The sequence below is a fragment of the Pseudomonas sp. LB3P31 genome (genome assembly GCF_054897945.1).
On sequence record NZ_CM142710.1, the window covers coordinates 3,179,624 to 3,198,911 of the forward strand.

Consider the following 19,288-nt stretch of genomic DNA (forward strand, 5'->3'; position numbering starts at 1 on the left):
AGATCATTGAGCTAGACGCTTATCTCTGAAAGTAATCTTTGAAGTTATAGATAGATCTAAATCGCATATAAGAAACCACTCTTCCTCTGCAGCCCCTGATCTTCAAGGGGTCCACCCAAGTCGCCCCGACCGCATGCCTTGCCGGCATGGAAAATATTCCCGGCAGGCATGGAAAAGTGCGGTTCACGACCCTGTTCAAAAGTCGTAGCGACCGGTCACGCCCAATGTGCGAGGCGTGCCGAGCAGGCCTTCGTAACCGCCGTTGCCGCCGGTCCAGAGGGTGGTGTAGTAGGTTTTGTCGAAGGCGTTTTTCAGCCACAGCGAGACGTCCCACTGCCCCTGTTTGTAATCACCGCGCAGGCCGGTGGAGAGGTTGACCAGCGCATAACTCGGGATCTGCCCGTAGTCCGAATCCTCCACCGTGCCCACGGCTTTGGAGCGGAAGGCGTAACTGGCGGTTACGTATTCTTCGAAGCCGTTGCTCAGGTTCCACTTGTATTCGCCGTTGGCGTTGCCGATCCATTTCGATGCGCCGACCACCTGATGCCCCGTGAGGTCGCAGGAGGCCGGAGCGCCAGGCGCAAGGCTGACTTCCGGTGGGCACGGCGCATCTTTGTAGGAGAGATAACTGACGTCGTTGTAAGACCCGTTGATATTTAAAGTCAGGCCGCGCAACGGGATCAGTGTGCTTTCGAACTCCACTCCGCGTGAGCGCACGGAGCCGGCGTTGGTCAGGTACTGAACGCGGTTATCGGCGTCGTAGGCGTTAGTCTGGTAGGCGTTTACCTGGGTCCAGAACACGTTCGCATTGAGTTGCAGACGACGGTCCCACAGGGTGCTTTTGAAACCGAGTTCGGCATTGTTGGCGCGCTCGGTGCCGATCAGCAACGAGTCGGCGCCTGCCGTTGGCGCCGAGCCTACCGCGAGGTTCACACCGCCGGATTTCTCGCCGTGGGACACGGTGGCGTAACCGAGCAAGTCGTCGTTGAAGCGATAGCTCAGGTTCAACAAACCCGAGGGGCTGGAGCTGTACTGGTTCAGATCACCGGAATCATAAGCCCCGGTGCGTCCACGCCTTGCCGTGGCGGCCGCACCTGCCACTGCCGCGCCACCTTGTGGCGCATCGCGGGTGACCCAGGCGTTTTTCTCTTCATAGGTACCGCGCACACCGGCGGTGAAGTCCAGGCGTTCGGTCAGGTGCCAGGTACCCTGGGCGAACAGCGCAAAACTGTCGGTCTTGATATGGCCATTGCCGATGCTATTGACGTTGGCCAGGGCACCCGCTGGCGTGCCGTTCCAGATGTCCGCTTGCGGGCCGTAATTGGCGAAGGATTTGTTGTCCAGGTCGTTGCCGAAGTAATAGGCACCGAGCACGTAGTCGAAGAACTCGCCCTTGGGCGAGGCCAGGCGAAATTCCTGGGAATACTGCTTATCCTCCACGGAAACCCCGGCGTTGTAGGCCGCAGCCACGTTCAGGCCATCGTCATTGCGCGGAGTGAAATTCCACCAGCGGTAGGAACTGATGGACGTCAGGGTGAAATCGCTTGGCAGCGTCCAGTTGGCTTCCACCGACGTGCCGCCCTGGTGCACCGTCACGTGCTGGTCGTTGTCGAGATTGACCTTGCGATGGGATCCGTTGACCAGCGTCGCGCCCGCTGCATTGGCCCGAGCCTGATAGACGTTGACGCCGTTGATGGTTGGCCCGGTGTTGTAGAGCACCCGGGTGCCGGCGCTGGAATCTTCTTCGTTGTAATCGCCGATCCAGCGCAGGTTGAACGACTCGTTGGGCTTGAACAGCAGCTGGCCACGGAAGCCTTCGCGAGAGCCACCGTTGAGGTCATGGCCATCGAATTCGTTTTTGATATCGCCATCGCTACGGGTGCGGTAGGCGGAAAAACGCCCGGCAAGCTCGTCGTTCAACGGGCCGGAGAGGGTGCCCTTGGTCTGGAAATAGCCATCCTCGCCCACCGACGTTTCGATGCTGCGTTCCGGAGTGAAAGTCGGCGCGCGGGTGCTGATGTTGATCACCCCGGCGGTGGTGTTCTTGCCGAATAGCGTGCCTTGAGGACCGCGCAAAACTTCGAGCTGTTCGATGTCCATCAGGTCGAACACCGCCATGCCCGGGCGCCCGAGGTAGACGTTGTCGATGTACAGGCCGACACTGCCTTCCAGGCCATCACTGGCCGGGTTGTTGCCCAGGCCGCGGATCGACACGCTGGACTGGCGCGCATGCATGTAGGCGACGTTGACGCTGGGCACCAGTTGCTGCAGATCCTGAATCCGGTAGACCCTCTGCGTTTCCAGAGCCTGGCCGCTGACAACACTCATCGGCGTGGGCACGTCCTGGGAGCTTTCCTCGCGGCGTCGGGTGGTAACGGTCACGGTCTCCAACTGCGAACCATCGGCAGTTGGCTTGTGGCTGGGGACCGGCTCGGCAACGCTGGTTTCGGCGGCATAACCCTGGGTCCAGCTGGCACTCCCCGCCAGTAACAGGGCGAGTGGGAGGCGCTTGAGCCGTCGGGGTGCAAGGGGCGAAGCAAGGTTCAACGGACTCATAAAGCGGCTCCTGATCAAAACACGCAGTGACTAATCCACACTGCATATTCTTTAAAGTTATTTATTTATGTTTTTACAAACTTTTACTGCATAAGAGATAGCCTTTATAAGGAGTCGACCTAATGCATATCCAATGCATTTCCCCGATATTTTTTATGTGAAAAATGCATATCGATTTGCGCCAGCTTCGTCACTTCATCGCCCTCGCCGACCAGCGCAGTTTTGTCGCGGGCGCCACGGCGGTGAACCTTTCGCAATCGGCATTCAGCCGCAGCATCCAGGCGCTGGAACATAGCGTCGGCTGTCAGCTGGTCGATCGCGGCCGCAAGGACCTGGCGCCGACCAAGCAGGGCCAGGTGTTGCTCGAACACGCGCGCCGGCTGGTGAGCGGCGCGCAGCAGATGGCCAACGAGATCAGCCAGTTCAATGGTCTGGAGGCCGGCGAGCTGCGCTTCGGTTGCGGCCCCGCGCCGGCAGCGGGACTGATCCCGCGGGCCATCGGCAGCTTCATCGGCCGGTATCCAAAAGCGCGGGTGCAGTTCCAGGTGGATGACTGGCAGAGCTTGAGCAAGCGCCTGCTGAGCGAAGAGTTCGAATTTTTTGTCGCCGACACGCGCCAGTTCGAGGCCGATCCGGATTACCTGACCCAACGTCTGCGTCCGCGTAAATGGCATTTCTGTTGTCGGGCCGGGCACCCGTTGGCCGACCGCGAGAGCATCAGTGCAGAAGAGTTGATGAGCTATCCGATGGCGGTGAGCATTCGTCCGCCGAACCTGCGCAAGGTCATCGTCGACCTCAGCGGACGCCCGGATTTCACGCCGAATGTGGAGTGCGAAAACAGCTCCAGCCTGTTGAGTGTGGTGCTACGCTCCGATGCGATCGGCATCGTTGGCGCCTATTCCGACGCCCTGCATAACGCCAAGGGTGAACTGGTGTGTTTGAAGATCGACGGGCTGGCTGATGATCTGGAAGAGCTGTACACGCGCTATGGAATTGTCAGCCGCGCGGGGTATCGGTTGTCACCGTTGGCCGAGGCGATGATTGCGCAGATCAAGGCGATAGATTTGCAGGATGAGGGGGTGTGTTCGCTGGAGAATCTGGCTGTCTAAACTACCGCAATCGCGAGCAAGCTTTGCTCCCACAGCTTTGCTCCCGCAGTTATCTGTTGAGCGCCAAAATCACCTGTGGGAGCAAGGCTTGCCCGCGATGGCGTCACTGCGGACATCCATGCACCCACTGCATGCCCACCATTCTCCAAATGCACTTGCCACAACCCCACCCCAGCGGCGAAAACCCTCACCTGTCTTCCGCTCGGTGAACCCATGCCCACTCCCCCAAAACCCCTGCGCAACGTGCTCTACATCATGTGCGACCAGCTGCGCCGCGACTACCTGTCCTGCTACGGTCACCCCCATCTGCACACGCCCAATATCGACCGTCTCGCCGCCGCTGGCGTGCGCTTCAGCCGGGCCTATACCCAGGGCACTATCTGCGGACCATCGCGGATGTCGGCGTACACCGGGCGTTATGTCAGCAGTCACCAGGTGGCCTGGAACGCCGTGCCATTGCCCCTGGAAGAATTGACCATCGGCGACTACCTGCGCCCTCACGGCATCCGCACCGCGCTGGTCGGCAAGACCCACGCCACGCCCAATTTCGATGCCTTGCAGCGCCTGGCGATCGACCCTGATGGCGAGCAAGCCAGCGCGTTGAACGAAGTCGGCTTCGAACCCTGGTTTCGCCACGACGGAATTTTCCCGGACGAACCGCTGTTCGATGACAAACGCGAGTCTGCGCCCTACACCCATTACCTGCGCGAGCAGGGTTTCGAGGGGCGCAACCCATGGCACGACTGGGCCAACGCAGCCCAGAGTGCAGACGGCGAAATTCTCAGCGGCTGGAAGATGCGCAACGCTCATTTGCCGGCGCGTATCCCCGAACAGCACTCCGAGACGGTCTACACTACCGACCGCGCCATCGACTTTATCGGCGAGCAAGGCGAGCAGCCCTGGTGCCTGCACCTGTCCTACATCAAACCGCACTGGCCCTACATCGCACCGGCGCCCTACCACGCGCTGTACGGCGCACAGCACGTGTTGGCAGCGGTGCGCGCGGCACCAGGCGAAGGCAGCGATCATCCGGTATACAGCGCCTTTCGCCAGCATGAAGAGAGCCTGAATTTCTCCCGTGACGAGGTGCGCCTGAACGTTATCCCGACGTACATGGGATTGATCAAACAGGTCGATGATCAGCTTGGCCGGCTGTTCGATTTCCTGCAAAGCAACGGCCGCTGGGACGACACGCTGATTGTATTTACCAGCGATCATGGCGACTTCCTGGGCGACCACTATCTGGGGGAGAAAGAGTTTCTGCTGGAGCCCGCAGTGGGCGTTCCACTGATCGTTCGAGACCCGCGCCAGACGGCGGATATCACCCGCGGTTCGGTGGACGACAGACTGGTGGAAACCATCGACGCACTGCCAAGTTTTCTCGAAGCGCTGGGTTTACCTGGCGCCGAGCACCGGCTCGAAGGCCGCTCATTGATCCCGTTGTTGCACGGCGTTGAAACGATCTGGCGAAACTACGCTATCAGCGAGTACGACTATGCCTTCCAGGCTCCGGCGCGGGAGCGATTGCAGCAACCTATCGACCGCTGCCGCATGACCATGGTCCGCAGTGAGCGCTGGAAATACCTGGCGTATGACGGCTACCGGCCGCAACTGTTTGACTTGCTGAATGACCCACAGGAACTGCGCGACCTGGGTGCGGACCCGGCGTTCGCTGCGGTGCGTGAGGAGCATGCGGGGTATCTGTTCGAGTGGGCGCGAGGGTTGAAGCGCCGGACGACCATCAGCCATCAGGAAATCGATTTGCGCGGGCAGCGGTTTCGTTATGGCGAACCGCAAACCGAGAAGATGGTGCAGGTCGGAGTTTGGTAAACCAATCCCGTGTAGGAGTGAGCCTGCTCGCGATAGCGGCGTGTCAGCCGGTACAAATCTCGACCGATGCGCCGCTATCGCGAGCAGGCTCACTCCTACAGGATTTGTGTCTCAAGCCCCCTTGATAGTCTGGCTACGCTGCCCCGCCACACCCACCGGCACCTCGCCTTTCAAGGTCACACGCCGTACCACACGCTCCTGGGTCCCGTAATCATCCACCGCATAATGCTGGGTAGAGCGGTTGTCCCAGATCGCCACATCGCCCGCCGTCCAGCGCCAGCGCACGGTGTTTTCCTGGCGGATCACATGGCTCTGCAGCAACCCGAACAGGTGCGCCGAATCCGCCTGTGAGTAACCCTTGATGCGCTTGACGAAATGCCCCAGCAACAAGCTCTTCTCGCCGCTGATCGGGTGCACGCGAACTACCGGGTGCTCGGTCTCGTAGACCGTCGAAGTGAAGATCTTGCGGTACTGTTCCAGCTTCTCCGCCGACACGTCGGGCTTGGCACCCGCGTAGTCGTACTCGTTGCTGTGCACCGCCACCAACTTGTCCGCCAGCTCGCGCAGCTCTGGCGCCAGTTCGTTGTATGCCGTTGCAGTGTTGGCCCACACCGTGTCGCCACCAAAGGCCGGCGCTACCACAGAACGCAGGATCGACGCTTTCGGGTAGGCATCTACGAAGGTCACGTCGGTGTGCCAGGAATTCGCGCGCTGGCCTTGGGCGCCGTCCAGTTCCAGCAGGTAGCGGGTGCCATCGCGCACCGGCACGGTCGGGTGCGCCACCGGCTCGCCGAGCAGATGGGCAAAGGCTTCCTGAGTCTGGTCGTCGAGATGAGCCTGGTCGCGGAAAAAGATCACCTTGTACTGCACCAACGCCTGTTGAATGGCTTCGACGGTGCTGGCGTCCAGTTCGCCAGAGAGTTGCACGCCACGGATCTCGGCACCGATGCGACCGGCCACCGGAAGGATTTCCAGGGCGTCAACAGCGGGTTGTACGGCTAAAGCGGCATTGCTCATGGTTTGACCCTCATCGGACTGCTTACGGTTGAGCGGCAGCGAAGCAACGCTCTATCTATATTCAATTTAGATCTAATAAATATTCAAATGCTTCGTTGACGGAATAAGAGCTTGCATTTAAAACCTCAAGCAACCTTCGTCGCAAATGCCTTCGAGCTATTTTTAGGATGCCGCAAAAGCATATGGATCTTCGCCAGTTGCGTTACTTCATCGCCCTTAACGAACACCGCAGTTTTGTTCGCGCGGCCGACGCCATGGGCATCACCCAGCCGGCATTCAGCCGCAGTATCCAGGGCCTGGAACAGGAGTTCGGCTGCGTGCTGGTGGACCGCGGCAACAAGGATCTGCGCCCCACGCCCGAGGGCCAGGTGGTACTGCAACACGCGCTGACGCTGGTGCAGGGCGCGGCGATGCTGAGCGCCGAAGTGACGCAGATGACCAAGCTCGACGCCGGCGAATTGCGCTTCGGCTGCGGCCCTGCGCCGGCGGTGAAACTGGTGCCGAACGCGGTGGCGCAATTCATCAATGCGCACCCGAAAGTGCGCACCTGTTTTCAGGTGGATAACTGGGAAAAACTCAGCCGCGCCCTGAGCCGCGAAGAGATCGAATTCTTCATCGCCGACATCCGTCATTTCGAGGCCGACCCCAACTTTCAGACTCAGGCGCTGACGCCCAAGCGCGGGGTGTTTTTCTGCAGGCCGGGGCACCCGCTGCTGGCCAAGGAGAGCCTGTCGACCAATGACATGTTCGACTACCCACTGGCGACCACGCTGATCCCGCCGGGCATTCGAAAATTGCTGGCAAACCTGAGTGGACGGATGGATTTCTCGCCGAATATCGAGACCGAGCATTTCCCGGCGCTGGTGAAAATCGTACTGCAGTCGAATGCGATTGGCGTGGGAACCCAGGAGGCATTTGTCGAGGACATCGCCATGGGATCCTTGGTGTTGCTGCACTGGCGCAATTTGCCGCAGAACATTGAAATACTGAATGCGCGGTGCGGGATTGTCAGTCGCACGGGGTACCGGTTATCGCCGGCGGCGCGGGCGATGATTGAGGTGTTGGTGGCGGTGGATAAGCAGGAAATTACTGTTGCCGTATAGGGCCCCATCGCGGGCAAGCCTTGCTCCCACAGGGTCTCGCGTCGGCCACAAATTTTGTGATCTCCGCAATTCTTCTGTGGGAGCAAGGCTTGCCCGCGATGGGGCCAGCCGCTGGTGCTACAGATTCAGAGCTTGGCCGCCGCCAACTCCGGCGCCACCCACTCACTCACCTTGAACGGCTTGCGAATCAGCCTCTGCTGCGAAGCCAGGTCCACCGCATCCTGCAATTTGCCCAGGAACACCGGATCCAGCGTCGATGGGAAAACCTCGCTCAACTTCTGATCGCTCAGGTCCTGGGTGAGAATCACTGCAGGGTAACTTGCCAGGCCCGACACCAGCTGGATGTAAGCCTCCTTGTTGCTGTCCTGGGTTAGCCACTCTACGGCTTGTTGCTGGGCCTTGAGCAGCTTGGCAACCGCCTCGGGATGCTCGTCGACAAACTTGCCGGTACCCACCAACACACTCTGGATACTGCCCGCGTCATCCAGGTCCTTGGTGTTCAGCGGCAACTCGGCCAGACCTTTTGCTTGCAAAGAGGTCAAGCCGGAACTGCCCCAGGAGGCATCAATCTGTTTTGCCGCCAGCGCTGCAACGGCGCCGTTGAAGTCCAGGTTGATGACCTTCAGGTCCTTCTCACTCAACCCCTGGCTCGCCAGTGCGGCATCAAATGACAGTTGGGTGGCGGTGCCCTTGAAGATCGCCACGCGTTTGCCCTTGAGATCTTGCAGCGTCTTGATCCCAGAGCCCGGAACCACGCCCAGGTATTGCTTCACGCCACGCGCCGAGGCGCTCAACAGCCGAGTGTCGAGGCCGTTGGATTTGCCGATGATTGCCGCCAGGTCCCCGAGGTACGCCAGGTCGACCTGACCGTTGGCAAAAGCCTCGTTGATCACCGGACCGGCGCCCTTGAAGAAATTCCACTGGATCTTGATGCCCTGCTCGGCGAAGGCCTTTTCGTAGATCTGCTGGCTGCGCAGTACGTCCACCACTCCGCCGCCACTGTGCTGGGTACCTGCACTGAGATCGGGCACAGCAATGCGTATTTCCTTGAGCTCGTCAGCGTTGACGGAGAACGCCAGCAACCCCGCCAGAGCCGGGGCGGCGAAGAGGCTGAAGACACGTTTGAAGGGAGTATTCATGGGTGCGGCTCCTGATTGCGACGGCATTGATGAGCTGAAAATAGGCCGAATCGAGACCTGCACTTAAATACTATAAATTCACATTTTTAGATCATTTTGAGCTAAGCAAGCAAATACGGGGGGTTGTGGCTCGATATGCATAACAAGCATTGAAAATATTCTTCGAATGCATTGGATGCGTGCGGGTCTAGAAGACTTAAATGGGCTTGCTTATCTCTCAATAGAATTTAAAAGCATTTTTATATAACCATTAATATTTAATGTTAAATCGCCAAGATCGCAGCCTTCGGCAGCTCCTACGGGGTACGTCGATCCCTGTAGGAGCTGCCGAAGGCTGCGAACTTTTGATCTTGATCAACGACCCCAATAACCGACAACGGAGGTCACCGATGGCCCGTGTTTCCCTTCTCAGCCTCCCATTGTCCGCTCCGCTGGATCGCCGACACTGGCCAAGCCTGACCCACCGACTGTTGCCCTGGTTGTTACCGATCACGCTGTTTGCCCTGTGGTGGCTCGCCAGCCGCAACCACTGGATGAGCGAGCAAATTCTCCCCTCCCCCTCGCTGGTCTGGAGCAGCGCCGTCGAGCTGTCTCAGGGCGAACTGTGGGGCCATTTGTGGATCAGCCTGCAACGCCTGTTCTGGGGCTTGCTGGCCGGCATCAGCGTCGGTGCTGCCCTCGGTGCGGCGCTGGGTTTTAGTCCACGCCTGGAACGCCTGGTGTTCCCGACGTTTACTGGCCTGGCACAAGTTCCGACCCTGGCCTGGATTCCTCTGTTCATGGTGTTCTTCGGCATCGGCGAAGTGCTCAAGTTGGTAGTGCTGATCAAGGCCATTGTGGTGCCAGTGACACTGCACACGCTGGTGGGGGTGCGAGACGCCCAGCCCAAATTACGTGAAGCCGCCGCCGTGTTGCTCCTGCCACCGCGGCTGCTGATCCGCCGCCTGGTACTGCCCGCCGCACTCCCGTCATTCATGGCCGGCGTACGCCTGGCACTGGCCGCTGGCTGGACTTCACTGCTGGCAGTCGAATTGCTGGCGTCCAGCGAAGGCATCGGCTACCTGATGGTCTGGGCGCGGCAGTTATTCATGCTCGACATCGTGTTCGTATGCATCGTCGTCATCGGGGTGATTGGCGTGATCATGGATCGCGGCATCGGCTGGCTGGACAGGAAACTGGTGCATTGGCCACACCCGGCGACCGCAGAGATTCGCCGCGGCCCCCGGCATCAGGGCTGGCAGCGTCTGCAGCCTTGGGTACTGCCGCTGGCACTGTTGGCGCTCTGGCAATTGACCACGGATCAGCAGTGGGTCGACGCGAACATTCTGGTCAGCCCATTGGCAGTCCTGGCAACCACCTGGCACGGCCTGCTCGACGGCACCCTGGTCAGCGGCATGGCCCTGAGCCTGGGTCGAACTCTGGGTGGCCTAGTACTGGGCGGCAGCCTGGGCTTTGCACTCGGTCTGCTCCTGGGCCTGTCGCGAACCAGCGAACGAGTCCTCGGACCAACCCTGGCGGCCGTCCGCCAGATCGCGATCTTCGCCTGGGTGCCGCTGCTCACCGCGTGGTTCGGCCTGGGGGAGTTGGCCAAGTGGGTGTTCGTGGCGCTCGCGGCATTTTTCCCGCTGTTCATCGCCACCCAGCGCAGCGTCGCCAACCTCTCCCCGCAACTCAGTGAAGCCTCCCAAGTACTGCGGTTGAATCTGCCGCAACGCTTGCGCCGACTGGTACTGCCTGGCGCTGCTCCCGGGATCTTTGCCGGCCTGCGGTTGAGCCTGATCTACGCCTGGCTTGGGACCATTGGCGCCGAATATTTCATGCCGTCCAACGGCGGCATCGGCAGCCAGATGATTGGCGCCCAGCAACTGCTGAAGATGGACCTGATCATGGCCGGCATGCTGCTGGTAGGCCTTACCGGCGCCCTGCTCAACCTGATTGGCCAACGCCTCGAAATTCGCGTCACTCGCTGGAGACACGCATGAACGCACCCATTGTCAGCTTCAACCACGTGGGCAAAACCTTCGACGTCGATGGATTTGCACTGGAGGCCATTCGCGAATTCAACCTGGACATTGCCGAGGGTGAATTCGTCGCCATTGTCGGTTCCAGTGGTTGCGGCAAGTCCACTCTGCTCAGGCTGCTGATCGGACTCGACACCGAGTTTCGCGGGCAGATCAGCGTCGACGGCAAGGCCGTGACCGGCATCGGCGGCGAGCGCGGCATCGTCTTTCAGGAGCACCGGCTGTTCCCGTGGCTGACGGTGGCCGACAACATCGGCCTGGGCCTGGTCAACGAGCCCCTGAGTGCCGAGCAGAAGCACAAGCGCGTAAATGAATTCATCGAACTGGTGGGCCTCAGCGACTTCACCCGCGCCTATCCGCATCAGCTGTCCGGCGGCATGGCGCAACGCGTCGCCATTGCCCGGGGGCTGGTGGCCAGCCCACGAATCCTGCTGCTGGATGAGCCGTTCGGTGCCCTGGATGCGCTGACCCGCCAGCAGATGCAGGACGAGCTGCTGGCGATCCGCGCGCGGGCGAAGATCACCACTATCCTGGTCACCCACGACGTCGAGGAAGCGATCTTCCTCGCCGACCGCGTGGTGGTGATGGAGCCGCGTCCCGGGCGCATCAAGCAAGTGGTCGACATCGCCTTGCCCCATCCGCGCCAGCGCAGCAGTTTCGACTTCCACCAGCTGCGCGAAGAACTGCTGCACGAGCTCACCAGCGACGACCACTACCAACCGCCCGTACAAGTGCAGGTTCGCGATCTGCCGCTGTCCTTCATTGCCTGCTGAACAGGAGATTTTTGATGCCGCAACGTCCCAACTTTCTAGTGATCCTGGCCGATGATTTGGGTTTCTCCGACATCGGCGCATTCGGCGGCGAAATCAACACGCCGAACCTCGACGCCCTGGCCAACAACGGCCTGCGCCTGACCGACTTCCACACCGCGCCCACCTGCTCGCCGACTCGCTCGATGCTGCTCACCGGCACCGACCATCACATCGCCGGCATCGGCACCATGGCTGAAGCGCTGACGCCGGAGCTGATCGGCAAACCGGGCTACGAAGGCTATCTGAATGACCGGGTCGTAGCATTGCCAGAGCTGCTGCGCGAAGCGGGTTACCAGACCTTGATGAGCGGCAAATGGCACCTGGGCCTGACGGCGGAACTGGCGCCCCACGCCCGGGGTTTCGAGCGCTCGTTTTCGCTGCTGCCTGGCGCCGCCAACCACTACGGGTTCGAGCCCACCTATGACGAACAGACGCCTGGCTTGCTGAAATCCACCCCGGCGCTGTACATCGAGGACGACACTTTTGTCGACGAACTGCCGAAGGATTTTTATTCCTCCGATGCCTTCGGCGACAAGCTTCTGCAGTACCTGAAAGAGCGTGATCAGAGCCGGCCGTTTTTTGCCTACCTGCCGTTTTCAGCACCGCACTGGCCGCTGCAGGCCCCGGCGGACGTGGTCGACAAATACCGTGGCCGCTATGACGCGGGCCCCGAAGTACTGCGCCTGGAGCGCCTGGAAAAACTCAAGGCTCTGGGATTGATTGATGCCGACGTCGAGCCGCATCCGCTGATCCAGCTGAGCGCACAATGGGACGCGCTGAACGATGAGCAACGGCAGATTTCCGCGCGCGCCATGGAGGTCTACGCGGCGATGGTCGAGCGCATGGACTGGAACATCGGGCGTGTCGTCGACTACCTGCGCCAGCAAGGGCAACTGGACAATACCTTCATCCTGTTCATGTCCGACAATGGAGCTGAAGGCGCGCTACTGGAAGCCTTTCCGAAATTCGGGCCAGAGCTGCTGACCTATCTCAACCAGCATTACGACAACAGCCTGGACAACATCGGCCGCGCCAACTCCTACGTCTGGTACGGGCCGAACTGGGCCCAGACCGCCACCGCCCCCTCGCGCCTGTTCAAGGCGTTCACCACTGAGGGCGGCATTCGGGTGCCGGCGCTGGTGCACTATCCGCAGCTGGCGCTGAAGGGCCGGATCAGCCATGGTTTTGGCACGGTGATGGACATCACGCCGACCATCCTTGACCTCGCCGGGGTGCGCCATCCGGGCAAGCAATGGCGTGGCAAACAAGTGGCAGAGATTCGTGGCAAATCGTGGCTGGGGTTTCTCTCCGGCGAGACCGCACAGGTGCACGACGAGCACACGGTGACCGGTTGGGAGCTGTTTGGACGGCGCGCGATTCGCCAGGGACAATGGAAGGCGGTGTACATCCCGGCGCCGGTAGGGCCGGCGACCTGGCAGCTGTATGACCTTGGCAGTGATCCTGGGGAGATCCATGATCTGGCGCTGCTTCAGCCGCAGAAGCTGACTACCTTGATTGAGCACTGGCAGCAGTATGTGGATGAGACCGGGGTGATATTGAGTGAGTCGCCGTTTCAGCCGGATTGAGGTTGCCTGAGATACCGCTATCGCGAGCAGGCTCACTCCTACAGGTTAATGTCCACCGTCGATCCACTGTAGGAGTGAGCCTGCTCGCGATGAGGCCCTCAGACTCGCACCCCCTCCACAGCCTGCCCAACAACCTCATCCTTACGCACAAACCGATTCGCCCGCCCAAACGTCCCGAAATCGTTAAACCTCACCCCCATCTCGCGCATCACCTTATGCGCCACCGGCACCGTCATCTGGCGAATGTAGAACGGCTCCTTCACCACAAAGTGATGAATCCCGTGGCTGCTGCCGAAGTTGAAGCAGAACGCCTGCAACGGCCACATCCACCACGGGTTCAACACCTGGGTCTGCTGGATCACGTTCCCCGGTTCCACGTCGCCGTAGTAATGCATGTTGGAGCTGATGAAGTGCAGACAGAACGTGCGCAATACATTCGGGCCGATGATCACCACGGCGGCGATATCAATTACCTGCATCACTGCAAGCGTGGTCGCCGACCATTCGACAGGCGAACCCAGCAGATAGGCGATTCCATTGGTCATGTGGAATCCGAGAAACACATACCAGGCGCCCCAATGCACCAGTGCCAGCGGCGCATAGACCTTCAGCGTCCGCTTGATGATGCTGAACTTATGCGCCCAGGTTTTCGCCCGCAGCATGCGAATGAACGCCGACATCACATTGTCGCCAACCATCAACAGGCGCGCGATCCCCCAGGGCTCACCGTTGGTGATCGCCCGTTCCTCCATGTCGGTTTCCGTGCCGGAGACCTTGTGGTGGTTGAGGTGCAGATGACGGCGGATCCACGGGTTGATCGTGCTCGGGCGCGCCAGCCAGACCAGGCCCATCATCAGGTTGTGCGGGACGCGCTTTTTGCGAAAGTACATGCTGTGGATCAGGTCGTGTTCGAGCTCATGGGTCAGCGAAGCAAAAAACCCGTTGAGCAACAGGCACACCCACCAAGCCATGTACCCCGTGATATAGAGCGCCGCCGAGCCGATCATGCCGGCCAGGGCGAACGCCAGGATGCCCACGCCCAGGGCATCCTGATGGTTGAGAACAGGGTAGCGCTGACGCAATTCGACGCCCTTGGCCAGCACCACTTCGCGAATATGTGCTGATCGTTGGGCTGCATTCAGTCGCTGGGGACTTGCAGAAGTACGGTCCATGCTTCCATCCTCTGGTTATTGATGTCCGCATCCTGCCCTGTGAACCCGCGCAAGGCGGTAGCCGTGGACGCCAACCTGTTGACCGGAAGCGCCAATCAGCATGACTGAACCGACCTCCCTCGCCAGCTGGACCCGTGCCCTGCGCAAGCAACTCGACGCATTGGGCCTCGACAGCACCGCCTTGTGTCACCAGGCGGGGCTCGATCCGCTACTGATGGACGACCCTAACGCCCGTTATCCGTTGTCCGGCACCACGCGCCTGTGGGAAATCGCGGTGCAGGTCAGCGGCGACCCGGCGCTCGGCCTGCGGGTTTCGCGTTTCGTCAGCCCCACCACTTTTCATGCGCTTGGCTACGCGCTGGTGGCGAGCGGCAGTCTGCGCGAAGTGTTCGAGCGCATCGTGCGTTATCACCAGGTAGTCAGCGACGCCCTCGAGCTGGAATTGACCCGTACCAAAGACCGGTATTGCTTCCGCCTGAAAATTCCGCCCGGTAATCCGGCCCCGGCCCATGAAGCCATCGATGCCTTCACCGCGATCTATGTGCGCACCTGCCGCAATCGCCTGGGACGCGAATACGCGCCACTGGCGGTGTACTTGCGCCGTCCGGAACCAGCCGATGCTCACCAGTGGCACAAGGTATTCCGCTCGCCGGTGTACTTCGGCGCCGAAGAAGACCGCCTGGAGTTTTCCCTGATCGACTTCGACAGCCATCTGGATGACGCCAACCCGGAACTCGCCGAGCACAACGAAACCGTACTGAAACGCACCCTGGCGCAACTCAAACCGCTGACCTGGGAACGCAAGGTCCGCGACGCCATTGAAGAGCAACTGCCAGAAGGCGAACCCAGCGCCGAGCACATCGCCCACACCCTGCACCTGAGCTTGCGCAGCCTGCAGCGGCATCTTGCGGACGAGGGTTGCCGGTTCGACACTCTACTCAACGAAAGCCGCGAGAACCTGGCGCTGTTGCACCTGCGTGATCCACTGTGCTCGTTAAGCGAGATCAGCTACCTGCTCGGGTTCGCCGACACCAGCAGCTTCAGCCGTGCATTCAAGCGCTGGACCGGGATGACACCGGGGCAGTTTCGTGATGGGTTGCGGTGATGGCATTTACGCCTTAACCAGACTCCGCGCCATCCCCGCTGCCCATTGCTCCAGCATCGCATCTCCAACATCGACGAATGCCCCGTTCTCACGCATGTAAGCAGTCATCTCGCTCATCGCCACATCCATCCCGTGCGCGGCCTGCTGCAAGAGCTCATTGCACCGACCCTCGGTCAGGTTGCAGGCCGAGCGACCAAAGCGCATGAGCATTTTGTATTTGGGCCACGCTTTCGAGCCGCCCAACAGCAACGCCATGCTGTCCGATTTGATGTAGACCGAAGTCGAGACAATGTCGTAAGCCGGAGCAAGTTGAATCTGCGCATTGCGTTTTGTGTGTCAGCGATTCCCATCCGACCTAGCTGGTGAGGGCCGACAATTGCCAACAGCGAAAAATCATCAAAGCCCCTCACCGCCTTGCTGAAACGACGAACAAGCTCATCGCGCAGAGCGCCCTCCGGCAGATTCATTTCGAAAATAGGCGGTACTCCGTGCTCCCACGTATAACTCTCGAGACGAGTCGGCATGGTCAACGAAATAGCATTCTCTTCCTGCGCGTTCTGCGCGTAAGAAAATACAGAATCGCTGCGAGTCTGCCCTCGACACAAAGTGCCTACGGTGGATTCAGCAACACTAATGTGCAGCCGGTCGTTCCCCCATTGCTCAACCATGGAAGTTGACCTTCTTCAGGGACTCCAGCGTTGGACGATTGGACTTGCGTGGGACGGCGGCAAGTTCATACCCGAAACCGTTCAGGATGGCTTCAACCTTGCGCAAGCCGATTTCAGAGATCGTATTGTTCTCGATACCTGAAATGGTTGAGCGGCTCATCCCGTACTGTTCTGCGAGCGCCTGCTGAGAAAGTTTTCGGTCTTTACGCAGAGACCGAATGAGTTCACCGAGATTTTCCATAAGCTACCTGCATCGTATACCGTGCAAATTTCACCCTAATCGTGGATATGCATTGTATTTAATGCAGTTTAGCAATGAAGTCCAGCTCAATTTTTAACCAGTTTACAAACTAGCGTCCACGATCGCGCCGCAACAACTTGCGCACCCGTGCCACCAGCTCTTTCTCGCTGAACGGCTTGAGCAGATAATCCTCCTCATGCAGTTCCAACCCACGCAGACGGTCTTCGATGCCGTCCTTGGTGGTGAGGAACAGTACCGGAGTCTCGCCAAGCTTGCGGACCTGTTGCTGCAACTGCCAGCCGTTGAGGCCGGGGAGCATGACGTCGAGGATGACCAGCTCGTACTCGCCGGTCTCGATGAAACGGCGGCCGTCCATCCCGTTCAGCGCCACATCGACGCTATAACCGGCTTCGCCCAGCCCGTTGGCCAGGAGTTTGGCGATCTCCGGCTCGTCTTCTACTAACAGCACACGCATGGCACACCTCATTTAAGTTGGTACAGGCTAAGCGCCTTCGAGGACAAAGCCCACTCTTTAACGATTTGCCTTAAATCAGCGCCAACGCGCGCAACCGCTCAGCGTCGAGAATTTCGATCTCGCCGTACCTCAAACTGACCACTCCTTGCCCCTCCAGCTCCTTGAGCAACTGATTGGTTGTCTGCCGTGACAACGACAACATCGAAGCAAGCTGCTCCTGGGGCAGCTGCAGCAAGCGACGCGGCGGATCGATTTCGCCGTAGCTATCGGCAATCATCAGCAAACGGTGCGCCAGACGCGCCGGCGCCGGCAGCAGGCTCAACTGTTCGAGGTTGATGAAGGTCAGGCGCAGTTTCTGGCTCATCAACAATGCCAGTTGCCGCCAATACAGTGGCTGCTCGTCGAGCATCGCCAACAGGACATTCTGCGGGATATGCAGCAGCGTGCACTGGCCCAGGCCGAACGCGTCATGGGTGCGCGCCTGGCCGTCAAACAGGCAGATTTCACCAAACCAGTGCGGCTGCTCCACCAGGCTCAGAATGGCTTCCTTGCCCTGCTCGTTGACCGCGCCAATACGCACCGCGCCTTCGAGCACGGCATACAGACCACAGGGCGGATCGCCACGCTTGAACAACCGTTGCCCCGGCGACAGGCGCCGCAACCTGGCCGCTGCCAGCAGACTATCCTGTAAGGGCGCAGGCAGATGACTGAACCACTGGCCGCTCATCAGGCGCGCACGCCAGACCTGCATGTCCATGAAAACTCCTAGAGATTGTCGTCTGGCTGACAGAGCAAAAGATCAACCCGGTGGATGATCACTCACCCTACAGGAGGAATAACAATGAAAAAAAGCCTGGTTGATCATCTCGGTCAATACGCCACCTACCACCGTGACCCGCGCAATATCGCCACTCACTTCATTGGTATTCCGCTGATTGTGGTGGCCGTGGCCGTGCTGCTGTCCCGCCCGCAATGGGCCGCAGGCTCGCTTTCACCGGCGGTGCTGGTATCGCTGGCGTCGGCCTGGTTCTACCTGCGCCTGGAATTGCGCCTCGGGGCGCTGATGACCGTATTGCTCGGTTTGTGCGTATGGGCCGGGCATGTGCTGGCGCAGCAGAGCACCCTGGTGTGGCTGGCGAGCGGCATTGGCATGTTTGTGGTGGGCTGGGCGATCCAGTTCGTCGGGCACCACTATGAAGGCCGCAAGCCGGCGTTCGTCGATGATGTGACGGGGTTGATCGTCGGGCCGTTGTTTGTGGTGGCGGAGTTGGCGTTTTTGCTGGGGATGCGGCGGGAGTTGCAGGAGCAGATAGAGGCGCGGGCAGGTGGGGTGCGGGTTAATCCGAAAAATGCGGCGGCTTAGGCCGCTTTAAAAGATCGCAGCCTGCGGCAGCTCCTACAGGGGGTTTGTGAACGCCACAAATCACTCGTAGGAGCTGCCGAAGGCTGCGATCTTTTGATCTTAAATGTTCGCGAGCTTCTGCCAAACCTTCGGCTTGAAGAACAACGTCTCGCCCTTCGCCAAGCCGGTCAGGCTGTCGTGGTCCTTCACAACTTCGGCCTCGATCAACTCGCTCTGGCCTTCAACCTTCAACGTCACCCGGGTCGTTGCGCCCAATGGACGGATATCCCGCACTTCAGCGGCGTGGTGATCTTCCAGTTCATGGCGCGACAGCGACACTTCGTGGGGACGGAACAGCACATGGTTATCTTCGCCCAGGTGCAACCGGTTCGAATCCCCCAGGAAGTGGTAAACGAAATCGCTGGCCGGGTTCTCGTAGACGTCGCCCGGCGAGCCGATCTGCTCGATCACGCCCTTGTTCATCACCACGATGCGGTCGGCGACTTCCATGGCCTCTTCCTGGTCGTGGGTCACGAACACCGAGGTCAGGTTGATGTCTTCGTGCAGGCGCGCCAACCAGCGACGCAGCTCCTTGCGGACCTTGGCGTCGAGGGCACCGAAGGGTTCGTCGAGCAACAAGACCTTAGGCTCCACCGCCAAGGCGCGGGCCAGGGCGATACGCTGGCGCTGCCCACCGGAGAGTTGCTCCGGATAACGGTCCGACAACCAATCCAACTGCACCATGTTCAGCAGTTCGTGAACCTTCACCGCGATCTGGCTTTCGCTCGGGCGCTGGTTTTTCGGTTTCATGCGCAGGCCGAACGCAACGTTGTCGAACACCGTCATGTGACGGAACAGGGCGTAATGCTGGAACACAAAACCGACGTTGCGATCACGCACGTCATGGCCGGAAACGTCTTCACCGTGGAACACGATGTTGCCCTGATCCGGGGTTTCCAGGCCGGCGATGATCCGCAGCAGCGTGGTCTTGCCGCAACCGGACGGGCCAAGCAGCGCCACGAGTTCGCCGCTCTGAATGTCCAGGCTGATGTTGTCCAGCGCCTTGAACGCGTTGAAATTCTTGCTGACGTTACGCACTTCGATCGACATGA

16 protein-coding genes and 1 pseudogene are annotated in these 19,288 nt (G+C 60.0%); 8 read left to right on the forward strand and 9 right to left on the reverse strand.

All coding sequences use genetic code 11. From position 1 onward, the window contains the following. Positions 1–195: 195 nt before the first annotated feature. Complete coding sequence (locus ACYZTK_RS14395; protein WP_462010507.1) at positions 196–2,556, reverse strand: TonB-dependent receptor; 2,361 nt, start codon at positions 2,554–2,556, stop codon at positions 196–198. Positions 2,557–2,720: 164 nt separating this feature from the next. Between ACYZTK_RS14395 and ACYZTK_RS14400 the strand changes: the two genes are divergently transcribed. Both ACYZTK_RS14400 and ACYZTK_RS14405 read left to right on the forward strand, forming a co-directional pair. After that, on the forward strand, positions 2,721–3,665 hold the full coding sequence (locus tag ACYZTK_RS14400) for a LysR family transcriptional regulator (protein ID WP_462010508.1): 945 nt from the start codon (positions 2,721–2,723) through the stop codon (positions 3,663–3,665). A 213-nt stretch (positions 3,666–3,878) separates the two neighbouring features. After that, positions 3,879–5,495 carry an alkaline phosphatase family protein gene (locus ACYZTK_RS14405; RefSeq protein WP_462010509.1) on the forward strand — a complete coding sequence of 539 codons (1,617 nt, stop codon included), beginning with the start codon at positions 3,879–3,881 and terminating at the stop codon, positions 5,493–5,495. A gap of 111 nt (positions 5,496–5,606) precedes the next feature. Here ACYZTK_RS14405 and ACYZTK_RS14410 read toward each other — a convergent pair whose 3' ends face one another. Continuing rightward, positions 5,607–6,512, reverse strand: a complete 906-nt coding sequence (locus ACYZTK_RS14410) for a TauD/TfdA dioxygenase family protein (protein ID WP_462010510.1) — start codon at positions 6,510–6,512, stop codon at positions 5,607–5,609. Positions 6,513–6,694: 182 nt separating this feature from the next. Here ACYZTK_RS14410 and ACYZTK_RS14415 point away from each other — a divergent pair, with 182 nt between their 5' ends. Next, a complete protein-coding gene (locus tag ACYZTK_RS14415) occupies positions 6,695–7,615 on the forward strand; it encodes a LysR family transcriptional regulator (protein ID WP_462010511.1) in 921 nt (306 codons plus the stop codon). 125 nt (positions 7,616–7,740) lie between these two features. Here the strand turns inward: ACYZTK_RS14415 and ACYZTK_RS14420 are convergent, their stop codons facing one another. Then, positions 7,741–8,754 carry an ABC transporter substrate-binding protein gene (locus tag ACYZTK_RS14420; protein WP_462010512.1) on the reverse strand — a complete coding sequence of 338 codons (1,014 nt, stop codon included), beginning with the start codon at positions 8,752–8,754 and terminating at the stop codon, positions 7,741–7,743. Between the two features lie 389 nt (positions 8,755–9,143). On the opposite strand from ACYZTK_RS14420, the gene ACYZTK_RS14425 reads away from it, so the two are divergent. The 3 genes from ACYZTK_RS14425 to ACYZTK_RS14435 are packed head-to-tail and all read left to right on the forward strand — an operon-like array spanning position 9,144 to position 13,173. Continuing rightward, complete coding sequence (locus ACYZTK_RS14425; protein ID WP_462010513.1) at positions 9,144–10,736, forward strand: ABC transporter permease; 1,593 nt, start codon at positions 9,144–9,146, stop codon at positions 10,734–10,736. After that, entirely contained in the window at positions 10,733–11,548 is an 816-nt protein-coding gene (locus tag ACYZTK_RS14430) for an ABC transporter ATP-binding protein (RefSeq protein ID WP_462010514.1), read from the forward strand. Before ACYZTK_RS14425 ends, ACYZTK_RS14430 begins: the two co-directional genes overlap by 4 nt. A 14-nt stretch (positions 11,549–11,562) precedes the next feature. Then, positions 11,563–13,173, forward strand: coding sequence for an arylsulfatase (locus tag ACYZTK_RS14435; RefSeq protein ID WP_462010515.1), 1,611 nt, complete (start codon positions 11,563–11,565; stop codon positions 13,171–13,173). Between the two features lie 98 nt (positions 13,174–13,271). On the opposite strand, the gene ACYZTK_RS14440 is transcribed toward ACYZTK_RS14435, so the two are convergent. Beyond that, positions 13,272–14,345, reverse strand: coding sequence for a fatty acid desaturase (locus ACYZTK_RS14440; protein WP_462010516.1), 1,074 nt, complete (start codon positions 14,343–14,345; stop codon positions 13,272–13,274). 100 nt (positions 14,346–14,445) lie between these two features. On the opposite strand from ACYZTK_RS14440, the gene ACYZTK_RS14445 reads away from it, so the two are divergent. After that, complete coding sequence (locus ACYZTK_RS14445; RefSeq protein WP_462010517.1) at positions 14,446–15,450, forward strand: AraC family transcriptional regulator; 1,005 nt, start codon at positions 14,446–14,448, stop codon at positions 15,448–15,450. 6 nt (positions 15,451–15,456) lie between these two features. Here the strand turns inward: ACYZTK_RS14445 and ACYZTK_RS14450 are convergent. The 4 genes and pseudogenes from ACYZTK_RS14450 to ACYZTK_RS14465 all read right to left on the reverse strand — a co-directional run bounded on the left by ACYZTK_RS14450 (position 15,457) and on the right by ACYZTK_RS14465 (position 17,591). Beyond that, a pseudogene (locus ACYZTK_RS14450) lies at positions 15,457–16,118 on the reverse strand (HipA N-terminal domain-containing protein). Next, complete coding sequence (locus ACYZTK_RS14455) at positions 16,111–16,359, reverse strand: helix-turn-helix domain-containing protein (protein WP_462010518.1); 249 nt, start codon at positions 16,357–16,359, stop codon at positions 16,111–16,113. Before ACYZTK_RS14455 ends, ACYZTK_RS14450 begins: the two are co-directional and overlap by 8 nt. Positions 16,360–16,468: 109 nt before the next feature. Continuing rightward, positions 16,469–16,834, reverse strand: coding sequence for a response regulator (locus ACYZTK_RS14460; RefSeq protein WP_462010519.1), 366 nt, complete (start codon positions 16,832–16,834; stop codon positions 16,469–16,471). Positions 16,835–16,904: 70 nt separating this feature from the next. After that, positions 16,905–17,591 carry a Crp/Fnr family transcriptional regulator gene (locus tag ACYZTK_RS14465; RefSeq protein WP_462010520.1) on the reverse strand — a complete coding sequence of 229 codons (687 nt, stop codon included), beginning with the start codon at positions 17,589–17,591 and terminating at the stop codon, positions 16,905–16,907. 84 nt (positions 17,592–17,675) lie between these two features. Between ACYZTK_RS14465 and ACYZTK_RS14470 the strand changes: the two genes are divergently transcribed. Next, positions 17,676–18,197: an Mpo1 family 2-hydroxy fatty acid dioxygenase gene (locus tag ACYZTK_RS14470; RefSeq protein WP_462010521.1), complete on the forward strand. Its 522-nt coding sequence runs from the start codon at positions 17,676–17,678 to the stop codon at positions 18,195–18,197. Positions 18,198–18,296: 99 nt separating this feature from the next. On the opposite strand, the gene ACYZTK_RS14475 is transcribed toward ACYZTK_RS14470, so the two are convergent. Beyond that, entirely contained in the window at positions 18,297–19,286 is a 990-nt protein-coding gene (locus ACYZTK_RS14475) for a sulfate/molybdate ABC transporter ATP-binding protein (RefSeq protein ID WP_045059469.1), read from the reverse strand. Between the last annotated feature and the right edge of the window lie 2 nt (positions 19,287–19,288).